The sequence below is a fragment of the Arthrobacter sp. genome (assembly GCF_031988865.1).
Classification (GTDB): Bacteria; Actinomycetota; Actinomycetes; order Actinomycetales; family Micrococcaceae; genus Arthrobacter_B.
The window spans coordinates 1-12482 of record NZ_DALZXY010000094.1 but is presented as its reverse complement, the minus strand read 5'-3'; the positions used below and the strand labels follow the sequence as shown (position 1 = coordinate 12482).

15 protein-coding genes are annotated in these 12482 nt (G+C 67.1%); 1 reads left to right on the top strand and 14 read right to left on the bottom strand.

The features are described 5' to 3' along the window. The 3 genes from RTN46_RS14380 to pdhA form a co-directional block, all read right to left on the bottom strand. On the bottom strand, window positions 1-402 hold a 402-nt coding region (locus RTN46_RS14380), incomplete at its 3' end, for a biotin/lipoyl-containing protein (protein WP_312182377.1). Window positions 403-404: 2 nt separating this feature from the next. Next, window positions 405-1466, bottom strand: a complete 1062-nt coding sequence (locus RTN46_RS14375; protein ID WP_312182373.1) for an alpha-ketoacid dehydrogenase subunit beta — start codon at window positions 1464-1466, stop codon at window positions 405-407. A 14-nt stretch (window positions 1467-1480) separates the two neighbouring features. Beyond that, complete coding sequence (gene pdhA / locus RTN46_RS14370) at window positions 1481-2629, bottom strand: pyruvate dehydrogenase (acetyl-transferring) E1 component subunit alpha (RefSeq protein ID WP_396157817.1); 1149 nt, start codon at window positions 2627-2629, stop codon at window positions 1481-1483. Between the two features lie 235 nt (window positions 2630-2864). Here pdhA and RTN46_RS14365 point away from each other — a divergent pair, with 235 nt between their 5' ends. Then, on the top strand, window positions 2865-3317 hold the full coding sequence (locus tag RTN46_RS14365) for an Lrp/AsnC family transcriptional regulator (RefSeq protein ID WP_312182372.1): 453 nt from the start codon (window positions 2865-2867) through the stop codon (window positions 3315-3317). Window positions 3318-3725: 408 nt separating this feature from the next. Here the strand turns inward: RTN46_RS14365 and RTN46_RS14360 are convergent, their stop codons facing one another. The 11 genes from RTN46_RS14360 to paaA form a co-directional block, all read right to left on the bottom strand. After that, window positions 3726-3983: a DUF6480 family protein gene (locus RTN46_RS14360; RefSeq protein WP_312182371.1), complete on the bottom strand. Its 258-nt coding sequence runs from the start codon at window positions 3981-3983 to the stop codon at window positions 3726-3728. 135 nt (window positions 3984-4118) lie between these two features. Further along, window positions 4119-5375: a Dyp-type peroxidase gene (locus tag RTN46_RS14355; RefSeq protein ID WP_312182369.1), complete on the bottom strand. Its 1257-nt coding sequence runs from the start codon at window positions 5373-5375 to the stop codon at window positions 4119-4121. Continuing rightward, window positions 5375-5953, bottom strand: coding sequence for a copper chaperone PCu(A)C (locus tag RTN46_RS14350; RefSeq protein ID WP_312182368.1), 579 nt, complete (start codon window positions 5951-5953; stop codon window positions 5375-5377). Before RTN46_RS14350 ends, RTN46_RS14355 begins: the two co-directional genes overlap by 1 nt. Window positions 5954-6090: 137 nt before the next feature. Continuing rightward, window positions 6091-6723 (bottom strand): copper resistance protein CopC, encoded by a 633-nt coding sequence (locus RTN46_RS14345; protein ID WP_312182366.1) that lies wholly within the window; start codon window positions 6721-6723, stop codon window positions 6091-6093. A 59-nt stretch (window positions 6724-6782) separates the two neighbouring features. Further along, window positions 6783-7391 (bottom strand): hypothetical protein, encoded by a 609-nt coding sequence (locus RTN46_RS14340; RefSeq protein ID WP_312182364.1) that lies wholly within the window; start codon window positions 7389-7391, stop codon window positions 6783-6785. A gap of 162 nt (window positions 7392-7553) precedes the next feature. Next, window positions 7554-8321: an enoyl-CoA hydratase/isomerase family protein gene (locus RTN46_RS14335; RefSeq protein ID WP_312182374.1), complete on the bottom strand. Its 768-nt coding sequence runs from the start codon at window positions 8319-8321 to the stop codon at window positions 7554-7556. A gap of 45 nt (window positions 8322-8366) precedes the next feature. Beyond that, on the bottom strand, window positions 8367-9527 hold the full coding sequence (gene paaE, locus RTN46_RS14330; RefSeq protein ID WP_312182362.1) for a 1,2-phenylacetyl-CoA epoxidase subunit PaaE: 1161 nt from the start codon (window positions 9525-9527) through the stop codon (window positions 8367-8369). A gap of 2 nt (window positions 9528-9529) precedes the next feature. Continuing rightward, window positions 9530-10123 carry a 1,2-phenylacetyl-CoA epoxidase subunit PaaD gene (gene paaD / locus RTN46_RS14325; RefSeq protein WP_312182360.1) on the bottom strand — a complete coding sequence of 198 codons (594 nt, stop codon included), beginning with the start codon at window positions 10121-10123 and terminating at the stop codon, window positions 9530-9532. 5 nt (window positions 10124-10128) lie between these two features. Then, on the bottom strand, window positions 10129-10947 hold the full coding sequence (gene paaC, locus RTN46_RS14320; RefSeq protein ID WP_312182358.1) for a 1,2-phenylacetyl-CoA epoxidase subunit PaaC: 819 nt from the start codon (window positions 10945-10947) through the stop codon (window positions 10129-10131). Then, on the bottom strand, window positions 10944-11306 hold the full coding sequence (paaB, locus tag RTN46_RS14315; RefSeq protein ID WP_312182356.1) for a 1,2-phenylacetyl-CoA epoxidase subunit PaaB: 363 nt from the start codon (window positions 11304-11306) through the stop codon (window positions 10944-10946). The genes paaC and paaB overlap by 4 nt, the downstream gene beginning before the upstream one ends. A 2-nt stretch (window positions 11307-11308) precedes the next feature. Then, window positions 11309-12304, bottom strand: coding sequence for a 1,2-phenylacetyl-CoA epoxidase subunit PaaA (gene paaA, locus RTN46_RS14310; RefSeq protein WP_312182355.1), 996 nt, complete (start codon window positions 12302-12304; stop codon window positions 11309-11311). Between the last annotated feature and the right edge of the window lie 178 nt (window positions 12305-12482).

Here is a 12482-nt window from a genome sequence, read left to right as displayed (position 1 = left end):
GCGGCGGTTGGCGCCATTGCTGTCGGGGGTTCCATAGCCGATCAGCACATTGCCTGAACCGGCACGTTCCTCCTGGCGGTAGGCTTCGCCGGCAGCATCCGGGGCTTCAGCCGGCGCCGGTGCAGCGCCTGCCGCAGCGGGAACGTCCTCCGGGATTCTGGCAGCCGCCGTCGTGCGCACCGAGATCAGGGGCTTTCCGACGTCGATGCTCTCACCGGCAGCGCCGTGGAGCGTCTCCACGACGCCGGCGAATGGCGAGGGAACCTCGACGAGGGATTTAGCAGTTTCCACCTCTGCCACGGGCTGGTCGACGGCGATTGTGTCGCCTTCGGCCACGAGCCAGTTCACCAGTTCCGCGTCGGTCAGGCCTTCGCCCAGGTCCGGGAGCAGGAAAGTCCGCACGCTCACTTGTCCTCCCACTGCAGTTCGTCGACGGTGTCCAGGATCCGGTCCACGCCGGGCAGGAAGAAGTGCTCCAGCTTGGGTGCGGGGTACGGAATGTCGAACCCTGTCACCCGGAGCACGGGGGCAGCGAGTGAATGGAAGCAGCGCTCCTGGACCCGCGCCACGATTTCCGAGGCGACGGAAGCGAAACCCGGTGCTTCCGAGATCACGACGGCGCGGCCGGTCTTGCGGACCGAAGCGCACACGGTTTCGTCGTCGAACGGCACGATGCTGCGTACGTCGATGACTTCCAGGCTGCGGCCTTCGGCGGCGGCAGCCTCGGCAGCTGCCAGGGCAGTGGAAACCGAGGGTCCGTAGGCGATCAGGGTGGCGTCGGTTCCTTCCCGGGCGACGGCTGCGGAGCCGATGCCGGTGCCGGGCTCGGGTTGGGCGGCGCGGGCGGCGTCGGCGGCTGCGCGCAGCTGGGCCAGGTCGACTTCTTCCTTGGTCCAGTACAGCTTCTTCGGTTCCAGGAAGACCACCGGATCCGGATAGCGGATGGCTTCCCGCAGCAGCGTGTAGGCATCGGCTACAGTGGCCGGGGCCAGCACCGTCAGTCCGGGGGTGTGCGCGTAGTAGGACTCCGAGGAGTCGCAGTGGTGTTCCACTCCCCCGATGCCGCCGGCGTACGGAATGCGGATGACCAGCGGCAGCTTGACCTTGCCGCGGGTGCGGTTGGACATCTTGGCCACATGGCTGACCACCTGCTCGAAGGCAGGGTACGCAAACGCGTCGAACTGCATTTCCACGACGGGACGCATGCCGTTCATCGCCATGCCCACGGCCATGCCCATGATGCCGGATTCCGCCAGCGGGGTGTCGAAGCAGCGGTCTTCGCCGAAGCGGGCGGTGAGGCCGTCGGTGATCCGGAAGACGCCACCGAGCGGGCCGACGTCTTCGCCGAAGATAACAACGGAGGCGTCGGCGTCCAGCTCATCGGCCAGTGCCGTGTTGAGGGCCTTGGCGAACGTCAGGGACACCTTCGTGGATTCCGAAGCCGGTGCGTGGTCTGTGATTGTCATGGTGCTTGGCGTCCTTAGGCCTGGGTCCGGGCTATTTCGTCCTGCAGCAGGGCGGCCTGTTCAGCCAGCTGCGGCGTGCGGTGTTCGTAGACGAAATTGAAGAGGTCCATCGGCTCGGGCACGGTGTCGGTGTTCAGGCCGTCGCGGATGCGGGCAGCGACCGTCTCGGCGCCGGCTGCCATGGTTTCCTCGGCGGCGTCGTCCAGCACGCCCAGGTCGCGGAGGTAGGTGCGCAGGCGCGTCAGCGGATCGCGCGGGACCCAGTCCTCGACGTCTGCTGCCGCACGGTACCGGGTGGCGTCGTCGGCGTTGGTGTGGGCCTGCATCCGGTAGGTGTGGGCCTCCACCAGGGCGGGGCCGCCGCCTTCGCGGGCCCGGTCGACGGCGGCACCCAGGACCGCGAGGAGCGCAGCGGCGTCGTTGCCGTCCACCCGCTCGCCGGGCATGCCGTAGCCGATGGCCTTGTGCGCCAGGGACGGGGCCACACTCTGGTTCTTCAGGGGTACGGAGATGGCGTATTCGTTGTTCTGGACGAAGAAGATCACGGGCACGTGGAAGACGGCCGCAAAGTTCAGGGCCTCGTGGAAGTCACCTTCGCTGGTGGCGCCGTCGCCGCACATGGCCAGGACCACGGTGTTCTCGCCGCGCAGTTTTGCCGCGTGGGCCACGCCGACGGCGTGCAGCAGCTGGGTGGCCAGCGGGGTCGCTTGTGGTGCGACGTGGTGCTCATACGGGTCGTAGCCGGCGTGCCAGTCGCCCTTGAGTAGGGTCAGCACCTGGAGCGGGTCGACGCCGCGGTGAATAACCGCGACGGTGTCGCGGTAGGTCGGGAACATCCAGTCGCCGTCGGATAGCACGGCTGCGGCAGCGATCTGGCAGGCTTCCTGTCCGTGGGAGGACGGGTAGACCGCCAGGCGGCCCTGGCGGACCAGGGCGTTGGCTTGGTCGTTGATCCGTCGTCCGGTCACGAGGCCTTCATAGGCCGCTCGGAGGGCTTCGCCGTCGGGCAGCGGGTATTTTTCGCTGTGCCGGTGGCTGCCGTCGGAGTCGATCAGCTGGACCGGGGACGCGGAGGGCAGCATGGTGGCGGTGCGGTCCTCGTTATCCTCCGGACGCCGGCCCTGCGTGGACCCGGCGTGCGTGTGGCCGGTGGGAATAGTCATGGAAGCCTCCGTCATCAGCGGCGGATGCGGACAGACTCCCTGGCAGCACCTTGCACACCGGCAATTTGCGCACCGAAGCCCAGCCACATGGATGGAAATTCTGTAACCCCAGTATGGGTAAGTGAACGATTCGCATCCACCGCTGCTGGAAATCCTAGATTTTTGGTGTGTAAAACCGTACTGTGGTGGACGAGTTGCAAAAGTGAGCTGGATTACTTCGAAGGATGTAGACACTATGGCGGAGACCCCGGCCGCAGTATTGGACGAGATCGACAAGCGAATCCTGGACGAACTGACCCGCGACGGGCGCGCCTCTGTCAGCGCCGTGGCCGAAGCCGTCCACATTTCCCGCGCGCATGCCTATTCCCGGATTTCCAAGCTGACCAGCTCCGGCGTGCTGACGCGCTTTACGGCAGTCGTGGATCCGGTGAAGGCCGGCCTGCGGTCCAGCGCCTACGTCACACTCAAGGTCCGGCAGCACTCCTGGCGTGAGCTGAAGGAGGCGCTGCGGAAAATCCCCGAAGTGCACCATGTGGCCCTGGTCGGCGGCTCCTTCGACGTGATCCTGCTGGTGCGGGCCGAGGATAACCTGCACCTGCGCCAGGTCATTTTCGACCACCTGCAGTCCATGCCCGGCGTCCTGGACACCCAGACGTTCCTGGTCTTCGAGGACCTCGATATCCGCTGACCTTCTTGCGTGCCTTCTGGGGACTCTGGGACTGTTTGGGCTCGGGCCGCGCCCCCGGCCACTCCGGAAACCCTCCGCTTTGTACATTCCCTGCCATTTTGGGAATTCCCTCCGGCGCGCGGTGGCAGGGAAATCCCATAACGGCTGGATTTTCCCAAAGCGGAGGAAAACCGGGGCCAAGCTGGAGGAAGCCCAGCGCAGCGCAGAGCCACCAAGACAAAACGGCCGCCGCAGCTCCCGGACTATCGGGTGCTGCAGCGGCCGTTCGGGCACACGGGCTGTTTCGGACACGCGGGCCGTTCAAGCACGGGGCCGTTCGGACACACGGGCAGTTCGGGCACGCCGGCCGTTCAAGCACGGGACCGGCGATGCCGGCTTCGCGGATGCTTCCCGCATGCTTCGGGGACGTCAGCCTTCGTCGTGCCCCTGGTCCATGCTCATCTGGTTTTCCGCCGGAGGGGTTTCTCCAGGTGGCACTCCACCGCCGGGCTCGAGGCCGGTGACGTTGCCTTCAGCGGGGTCGGGATTGGCCCGGCTGCCCTTCTCTCCGCTGCTGGCATGGTTGCCGGAACCTTCAGCGGAATTCCCACCTTTTTGAGCCGCTTCAGCATCCTTGGGCTTGTCAGGATTCGCCGGATCATTGTTCGGATCATAGCTCTGCGTCATTATCGCCTTTCGGTCTGCCCCGCCGGAATTCCGGGTAACGGGAACGGTAATCCATCAGCATGCTGATGAATCCAACCTAGCGGGGCAGAACCACCGGAGCAATCCACTCCCCGGATCAACCGCCCGTCCAACTACTCAGCCGAAGAGCTCCTCCCCCACGAACCCGCCCTCCCGGGCACCCGGCGGGACTGCGAACACTGCCGAGCCGATCGGCGTCGTCCATTCGTTCAGCAGGTCCAACTGGTCCAGGCGTTCCTGGATCGGCAGGAACTGGGCGCTCACATCGGCCTGATAGGAGACAAAAACCTGCCCGGCATCCGAGACGGCTCCCCCAGGTTCCGGGGCGGCGTCGTAATTATAGGAACGCCGCAGGATCCGCTGCCGAGGGTTGTCCGGGCGGGCCCGGCGCATGTGCGCGTAGTCGGGAATCACTGGGAAGCCCAGGCTCGTAACCGCCTCGAAGTCCGGTTCGTCGTGCTCGGCGGATCCGGTCAGCGGCGCACCGTTGCCGAGCGTCCGGCCCACCGATTCCTCCCGCCCGCGCCTGTCGAGTTCGTCCCAGGTGTCCAGGTTCATGGCGATCCGGCGGACGACGACGGACGTGCCGCCTTCCAGCCAGGCCGGAATTTCGGTGTCCCCCCAGACCACGCGGTCGAATTCTGGTGTCCCCGGGACAGGGTTTGCCGAACCGTCCACCTGCCCGAACAGGTTGCGGTCAGTCGCGCCGGCCTGTTCGCTGCCGTAGGCCCGGCGGAAGCCGGTCTGGATCCAGCGGACGTCGGCGAAGCTCCGGCTGTCCTTGAGCAGCATGCGCTGGGCGTGGGCCAGGGTCACCGGATCATCGGCGCAGAGCTGCAGCAGCAGGTCGCCGTCGTTCCAGCGTTCCTGCAGGGCATCGATGCCGAAGGCAGGCAGCGGAGCGAGCCAGGCCGGTGCCAGTTGCGGGGCCACGGCGGCAACGAGCCGCGGCCCGAATCCGAAGGTCACGGTCAGCCGGGCCGGCCGCACGGCCAGTTCAGCTTCGGTGTCCGCAAGGGCCGGCTGTCCCTGGGTCAGGGCCGCGGCATCATCACTGAGCAGCCGCAGCAGGGACCGGATGCGGTCCCGGCCCACGCCGTCGCGCAGGTCCAGCGCCACAAACGATGCGTGTGCCGGCGGCGCGGTGTCGATCCCGGACTGGTGCCGTCCGTAGAACGGGACTGTCTGCGTCCCGTTGGTTCCGGCGTCGTCCAGCCCGGTCCGGACAAGTTCCGGCTCCGGCTGGCCGGGACGGCTGCCGGCCAGCTGCGCTCCGGCAGCGACGACCGCACCGAGACCAGCCGCCGCACCGCCGAACAGCAGATGCCGCCGTCCGACTCCTGCTGCCTTGGGTGTTGCTGTTTCCGGGCTCATCACTGGTCCGCAGTGTGTTCAGTGCCGTGGGTGGGTTCAGTGCCGTGGCCGTCGTGTTCAGCGGACTCGGTTTCCCCGTAGCTTTCGTTCGCTCCGGCGAAGTCCTTGGCGGTTGCCTCGACGTCGAGGGTGCTGCCGTCAGAGAGTTCAAGGGTGACCGTCAGCTGGTCACCGGCGAGCAGGCCGTTTTCCAGGCCCATCAGCATTACGTGGCTGGCGCCGGGTTCCAGCAGGAAGTCGCCGCCGGCGGGAACGGTGAACCCGCCGTCGATTTCCTGCATGGTCATGGAACCGTCGGCGCCCATAGCCGTCTCGTGCAGTTCGACGGTAGCTGCTGCCGGGGAGCTGGCGGCCACCACGGTGAGATCTTCGGCGCCGGAGTTCTTCAGGGTGCCGAACATCCCCGTCATGCCGCCGGGCTCCGCGGCCTTGGCCCACGTGCCGGTGAAAGTCAGGGACTGTGCTTGTTCGGCAGCGGCCGACGGCGACGCTTCGGGGGCGGCGGCGTCCGCAGCACAGCCGGACAGGCCGAGGGCGGAGAGGGCGAGGACGGCTGCTGCCAGGGTCATTTTTTTCATGGGAAAGGTACTCCAAAGGTAGGGGTGCCGGGCACGCTCAGGGGGCCCGGGAAAGAGGCGAAGACAGGGCGGCGCCCCGCAGGCACCGTTCAAAGCGTGAGCCGGGCGATTCAGCCCGCCTCACGCGGGAAGGAAGGCTAAGCGCTGCCTCCGCGGCGGCGCTTGTTCACCAGTACGACGACGACGTAGATGAGTACACCGACAACGGCGCCGCCGACGATCGTCAAGACCCAGCCCAACGGACCGAAGGTCCCCGACGAGGTGTTCTGCGAGTCAGCGATGGCGGTCTGGTCAGGCGCAGGCGAGGCCTGGTCTGTTGCCGGAGTGCTCTCGGCGCCGCCGGCGGCCGGATCGGTGGCTGCGTCGGTGGAGGCCGGATCGCCAACGGTGAAGCTGAAGGCACCGGTGATCGGGTGCCCGTCGCTGGAGACTGCGCGCCAGCTGACCTGGTATTCGCCGTCGGACAGGGCCGGAAGCTTCTGGACCAGGGTTTCCCGGTTCAGGATCGGTTCGGCCTGGACCTGGTCTGCGCCGGAGGCATCGGCGACGATCACCTGGTTGCCGAGGTCCATCAGTTCGGAGCTGAAGACCAGTTTGATTTCGGCCGGGGCCTCCTCAAGGACGGTCCCGTCGGCCGGAGTGGCGGATACGAGCTCGTCGTGGGCCAAGGCCGGCGGGGCTGCCGCCAGGAAGAGTGCGAGGGCACCGAAGAGGGCGGCGGCAAGGACGATCGCACGCGTACGGGCGTGCTGGAAAAGAGAGGTGGGCATAACTGCTTTCCGTTCCGTGGCGGGAACTGGGGTTCGTGCGGGATGCGCGGATGCGCTGATCAGGACACGAATGCAGCCGGAGGGCCACGGTGACGGAAAGTTAGCAGGGGTATACCCAGATTGCGCAGGCCTTGCGGACGGTACGCGAGCACCAGGGCAACCGTGCGGGGAAGGTGCTCAGGATGGAACAGCGGCAGCAGGGCTCCGGGACGCAGGCCCAGGGCTTCGATCAGTCTGCGGGCAGTCTTCTCGCCCCAGGCCAGCAGCCAGATTGTTGCGGCGGCGGCGAGGGCGTGGCTGATCCACATTCCCACGGCAGCGGCGGCCTGGGCCGGTTCGGCGGTGAGGGAACGCTCGGCCACGGCACTGAGGAAGGCGGTGTGGCCGGCGTGCCCGGCGTGGCTGCCGATCGTTGCGGGGCCCGATCCAAAGCTAAAAAGGAGGTGGAACAGTCCCTGGCTGAAGACCACCGCCGTGGTGAGCCGCAGCAGCGAAATCGAGCGTCCGGCCAGCAGGCAGCTCACGAGTCCGGAGACTGCCAGGGAGAACAGGACGATAGCCGGTTCCGGCGTCGCCCCACCGCCCAGGACATGCGAAACAGCGGCCACGGCCGTGGCCGCAAACGCTGCGGCCCAGCCGCGCACCAAGCGTGCGGCACGCGCTGTCAATGGTCCTCCTCGGGCACCTGGTGCCGGGCAATGTCCTTCTCCGGCCCTGTCATTGTCCCGAAGTTTTACGGCAGAGTCGAATGGCCATCACACCTCCCGCCCGGAGGGCAGCAACGGCATGCTGAAAGAACCGTTTATGACCTCTCGCGCAGTGGGAGCCGGTTACCCCTTGAACAGGGGCTTCCGCTTTTCCTTGAAGGCCGCAAAGCCCTCGGCGTAGTCCTCGGTGCCGCAGAGCACGCCCTGGGCCTTGTTCTCATCCTCGACCGATTCCCACAGCCCCAGGCGGGCGTCCCGGATCGAGGCGACCAGGTCCTTCGACGCGCGGAACGCCCCGGTGGCCCCGGAGGCGACGCGGGCGACCGTGGCGCGGGTGGTTTCCAGGAGCTCGTCGGCCGGGAAGACGCGGCTGAACAGGCCGGCGGCCACGGCTTCGGAGCCGCTCATCAGGTCCGCGGTGTAGATCAGGTCCAGCGTGCGGTGCGCGCCGAGGCGCTCAGTGAACAGCCAGTGTCCGCCGGAGTCCAGGGTGGCCCCGAGGTTGGCGAACGGCGAGCCGATCTTGGCATTGTCGGCCACGTACACCACGTCCGTGGCCACCAGCAGGCCCAGCCCGACGCCGAGGCAGGCGCCCTGCGCGGCGGCGAAGGTCGGTGCCGGGAAGGCCGCCATCTTCTTCAGCAGCGGGGTGACGAGGTCGCCCAGGTACGCGTAGGCGTCGTCGTCCGCCGGGTCGACGGCGGAGATGTCGCGGCCGGCGCAGAACGCCCGGCCTTCCCCGCGCAGCAGCAGCGCCCGGACGCCGGCGGCTGCGGCGTCGTCGTAGGCCTTGGACAGGTCCGCGAGGGCCTGTGCATCCAGGGAGTTGAGCTTCTTCGGTGCGTTCAGCACCACTTCCGCGATGCCGTCGCGGATGCTCAGTTCCACCATGGACTCAGCGGGGGCGGGGATCTGCTCGCTCATGTGGTTCGGCTCCTAGGCGTCGTAGTCGACGGTGACTTCGGGACTGGTGGGGCGGCTCTGGCAGGTCAGGACGTAGCCCTTCTCGATTTCGTCCGGTTCCAGGGCGTAGTTCTCTTCCATCTCCACCGTGCCGGAAACGATTTTGGCGCGGCAGGTGCCGCAGACGCCGCCGGCGCACGCGAACGGCACGTCCGGGCGCACGCGCAGGGCGGCGTTCAGAATCGATTCGCGGGCGTGGGTGGGGCTGGCCACCTTGCCCTGCAGGCCGTCGAGCCGGAAGCTGATCTCGAAGTTGTCCGCAGAGGGATCCACCTTGACCGGGCGGCCGATCTGGCCCTCCGGACGGCTGGGCTGGCCGGTGGTGAACAGCTCGAAGCGGACCTTTTCAGCCTCCACACCGCGCTCGGCGAGGGCGTCCCGGCACATCTGGACGAGTTCGAAAGGACCGCACAGGAACCATTCATCAACGTCGCGGGTCGGCAGCACGGATTCGATCAGGGTGGAGAGCTTTTCCGCGTCGATCCGGCCGGAGAGCAGCGGAGAGATGCGCTGTTCGCGGGACAGGACGTGGTGCAGCGCGAAGCGGGCGGGGTACTTGTCCTTCAGATCGGCCAGTTCCTCGAGGAACATCACGTCCATGGCGGCCTTGTTGGCGTACACCAGGTCAAAGCGCACGTTCTCCGACGCCGCGAGCACGGTGCGGGCGATCGAGATCACCGGGGTGATCCCTGAGCCGGCGGCGACCGCGACAAACACGTTCTCCTCGGTGACGTTGATGTCCTCCGGGTGGTTCAGGGCGTTCATCGGGTGCTTGGAGATGAACCCGCCGGTGGGGCTCATAACGTCCAGAACGTCGCCCGCCTTCAGGGACTCGTTGGCCCAGGTGGAGAACAATCCACCCAGGTCCCGCTTGATGGCGACGCGGATTTCGCCCGGCGTCGGCTCGGCGCAGATCGAGTAGCTGCGGCGCAGGTCCTGCCCCTCCAGGGTGGTGCGCAGGGCAACGTACTGGCCGGGGAGGTAGTCGAAGGAGCCGGCCAGTTCCTCGGGAACGGCGAAGCTGACTTCGATGGCGTCTTCGGTGAGGCGGCGGACTTCGCTGACCGTCAGGGGGTGGAAGGCGGTGCGGCGCGAGGCCGGGGCTGCGCCGGCCTCGGTGGTGGAGGTTGTCATGGTTAGAGCACCTTGAAGTAGTCGAAGGGTTCCTGGCAGTCGCGGCAGACGTACATCGCCTTGCAGGAGGTGGAGCCGAAGCGGGTCATTTCACGGGTGTTGAGCGAGGAGCACTGCGGGCATTTGACGCTGAGACCAAGCCGGACGGGACCTGCGGCGGCGCGCCCGGTGGGCGGGGCGATGCCGTACGCGTTGAGCTTGGCCTTACCGGCCTCGCTCATCCAGTCGGTGGTCCAGGCCGGTGCCAGCACCAGGTCCACCTGGGTCCCGGCATAGCCGGCAGCCTGAAGCGCGGCCGTAACGTCCTCACGGATCGCGTCCATGGCCGGGCAGCCCGAGTAGGTGGGGGTGATCGTCACCCGCACCTGGTTGCCGTCCAGCAGCTCAACGCCCCGCAGCACCCCAAGGTCCTCGATGGTGAGGACGGGGATTTCCGGGTCGCAGACCGTGGCAGCGATATCCCAGGCAGCAGCCGCCGCCGGCTGGACCGGACGGAGAGCCACACTGGAATCGGGGTCCGGGACCGGCGCCCCTGCGCGGCCCGGTGCGCGGTCCGGTGCGCCTGCGGCGCCTGCATCCGTGTACGTCTCATTCATGGCTGTTACCAGGTCGCGCCGGGATGTTCACGGGCCAGGACCTGCATTTCGGCCAGGATGTACCCGAGGTGTTCGCTGTGCAGACCCTTGCGGCCGCCGCCCGGAGCCGGCTGGACCTCGGGAACCTGCAGCTCAGCCTCGGCCAGCACCGCACCGGTCTTCGCGTCGAAGGCCTCCCGCAGCGTGGAGGGCAGGACGGCGATTCCCTCCAGGGAGCGGACCAGGTCATCATCCTCGAACAGTTCGCCGACGTAGGGCCAGACCAGTTCCAGGGCGCGGATCATGCGGGTACGGGACTCGTCGGTGCCAAGGCCCAGGCGCAGGATCCACTGGGCGCTGTGGTCGCGGTGGTAATCCACTTCCTTGACGGCCTTGGCTGCGATGGCAGCGAGCGTCTCGTCCTTGGAGGAGAGCATCGCGGTGTAGAGCTCGTACTGGAAGAACGAGACCACCAGCTGGCGGGCGATGGTTTTGGCGAAGTCACCGTTTTCCTGCTCCACGATGTGAGCCGAACGGTATTCGCCTTCTCCGCGCCAGTAGGCCAGATCGTCCTCGGACTTGCCCCAGGCAGTTCCCGCATAGGTCAGGAAGGAGCGGGCATGGCCAATCAGGTCCAGGGCGATGTTGGAGAGGGCGACGTCCTCTTCCAGCTCGGGGGCCCGGGAAATCCACCAGCCCAGGCGCTGCGCCAGGATCAGCGAATCGTCGCCCAGGCGCAGTGCGTACTCGGCCGTCGCCTCGGGGGCCTTGGCATCCGCGGCGGCGATGTCCTCGGGGCGCAGGGCGTTGCCCGGGGTGATGCGGGTGGCGCTGTCCGTGTTCACAGGTGCTTCACCCCTTCAGACTTGCGGTAGTACGTGGCGTGCCGGTAGTCCTTGCCCTGCGGGGATTCGAAGAACTGGCCCTTGGCATCCGGGTCGCTGGAAATGATTGCTTCAGCGGGGATGACCCAGAGCGAGACGCCTTCGTTGCGGCGGGTGTAGAGGTCGCGGGCGTTGCGGAGGGCCATGTCGGCGTCGGGGGCGTGCAGCGAGCCGGCGTGCACGTGCGAAAGGCCGCGGGAGGAGCGGACGAAGACTTCCCAGAGCGGCCAGGCAGCGTTGATGCCTGTACCGGGCTGGGCCGAAGAGTCAGTGCCTACCGGCTTGGCGCCGTCGTCACCCGTTGTGGAACCGGAAACCATGCTTATGCCACCTCAGTCTTGTGTGCCTGTTTTGCGGCGTAGGCCGCTGCTGCTTCGCGCACCCAGGCGCCGTTTTCGTGTGCTTCGCGGCGGCGGGCCAGCCGCTGCGAGTTGCACGGGCCGCGGCCCGCGAGGACTTCCTTGAACTCGTTCCAGTCCAGCGGTCCGTATTCCCACTTGCCGGTTTCGTCGTTGAACCGAATCTGGTCGTCAGGCAGGGTCAGGCCAAGCACCTTGACCTGTTCCGCAATCATGCCGACGAAACGCTGGCGCAGTTCATCGTTGGAGAACCGCTTGATGTTCCACTTCATGGACTGCTGGGAGTTGGGCGAATCGTCATCCGGCGGGCCGAACATCATCAGCGACGGCGCGTACCAGCGGTTGATGGCGTCCTGGGCCATCTGCTTCTGCGCCTCGGTGCCGTTAGCCAGTTCGAGCAGGATTTCGAACCCCTGCCGCTGGTGGAAGGACTCTTCCTTGCAGACCCGGACCATGGCCCGGCCGTACGGTCCGTAGGACGCGCGGCAGAGCGGGACCTGGTTGCAGATCGCGGCGCCGTCGACCAGCCAGCCGATCGCGCCCATGTCAGCCCAGCTGCGGGTCGGGTAGTTGAAGATGCTGGAGTAGCGGGCCTTGCCGGCGATCAGGTCTTCGGTCATCTTCTCGCGCGGGGTGCCGAGGGTTTCGGCGGCGGAGTAGAGGTAGAGGCCGTGGCCGGCTTCATCCTGCACCTTGGCCATCAGGATGGCCTTGCGCTTGAGCGAGGGGGCTCGGGTGATCCAGTTGGCTTCCGGCTGCATTCCCACGATCTCGGAGTGGGCGTGCTGGGAGATCTGGCGGACCAGGGTTTTCCGGTAGCCCTCAGGCATCCAGTCCCGCGGCTCAATCCGTGAATCCTCGGCAATGATCGCGTCGAAAGCGGCCTGACCGGCCTGGTCCTCGGCACTGTAGGCCGGGACGGCGTGCAGGTCGCGCTGTGCGTCGGTCTGCGTAGCCATAAATGTCACCTCACTGTTATTCACGTGGTCGCGGTCCGGACCGCGGAAGTCCCCCGGCCAATAATTACCGACCGTTCGTTCAGGATATGCGTGTGAGCGGCGGCACGTCAAGACGGCACGGCTCATCCTGCGGGTGGGGCGGGGCGGGCCGGACCGCAGGGCCGGACCGCAGGGCCGG